Annotated in this window: 1 protein-coding gene; it reads right to left on the bottom strand. The window is 47.4% G+C overall.

The genetic code is table 11. The features are described 5' to 3' along the window. Positions 1-43: 43 nt before the first annotated feature. Entirely contained in the window at positions 44-856 is an 813-nt protein-coding gene (locus KDK14_RS03695) for a carbohydrate porin (RefSeq protein ID WP_257263670.1), read from the bottom strand. Positions 857-1003: the final 147 nt, after the last annotated feature.

Below are 1003 nucleotides of genomic sequence, written 5' to 3'. Positions count from 1 at the left end.
GAAAGTCAAGTTTTGTGTTTAGTGGATGGTCGTACGTCTGGTTCTATCGCCCTGCGGTAATGGCTAAACCGTAGCGGTCAGACAAGTTGAGCAGTGTATCAGTTGCTACCACCGTTACAGAGTCTTTGTTAACTTCAAACTCACCACCAAAGCTCAAGCTGAAGCCACCTGTGTCGCTCATGTAGTTGATGGCAGGGCGAATCATAAAGCTGTTATTGTCGGATTTCAGTTCCGGCATATTACCTAAGTTATCGCTATCGATGTAACTTTGCGTACTTTCCAGTACATTTTCTGTATTGCCGTATATTGTGGAAATTTCTGCGGTCCAGTGATTGACTTGACCGGAGAGCCGGGCCTGGCCCGCTGGACCAGCGCGACCGCGGGCTTCTTTGGCCATGTAATAATAAATGCCTGCACCCAAACCATCCGAACCATTGGCGTAATCCAATACAACATCTTTACCCAGCGGGAACAGGTTCATGGCTTCATAGCAGCCAATCTGAAATTCCCAAGTCTTTTTTGTACCAAACATGAAGTAAGAATCATCAACCTGGACGGTGCCGTCAGTCCGAATTAATGGCTCAATTTTTGCGGCAAGAAAATCGTTGTCAGTACGGGCCGTCTGCCACTGAACCATCATTTTTATACGTGAATCGTCGTTTAACTGTGTCTGTGTGGTTGTCACATCTGGCCCGAATTTTTCTCCTTTTGAATCAGCACCCCGATGGTTTTTAACCACATCAAAGTTGATTTCTGCATCCCCACCAATGGTTAACGAACCATCCGGGGAGGTCCACTCGCCGTAAGAAATGGAAGACGCCAGCAAGAGAGCAGTCGCAAGTAACGATCTTGTCATAATCAGACCTCAAAAAGACAGGTGTTGGGACATTGCCATTCTCAACCATCCGCATGACCGGCCAAAGACAACCGGCCAACGTTTGCTGATAGCCCCAGGGCGACAGAATCGGTCGAACGATCATCCCGATAATAGGATATTTAGCTA

The sequence above is a fragment of the Endozoicomonas sp. ONNA2 genome, from assembly GCF_024606365.1.
In the GTDB taxonomy this organism is placed as follows: Bacteria; Pseudomonadota; Gammaproteobacteria; order Pseudomonadales; family Endozoicomonadaceae; genus Endozoicomonas.
Note: the sequence above shows the minus strand (reverse complement) of the source record. Positions and strands in the feature narration are given on the sequence as shown.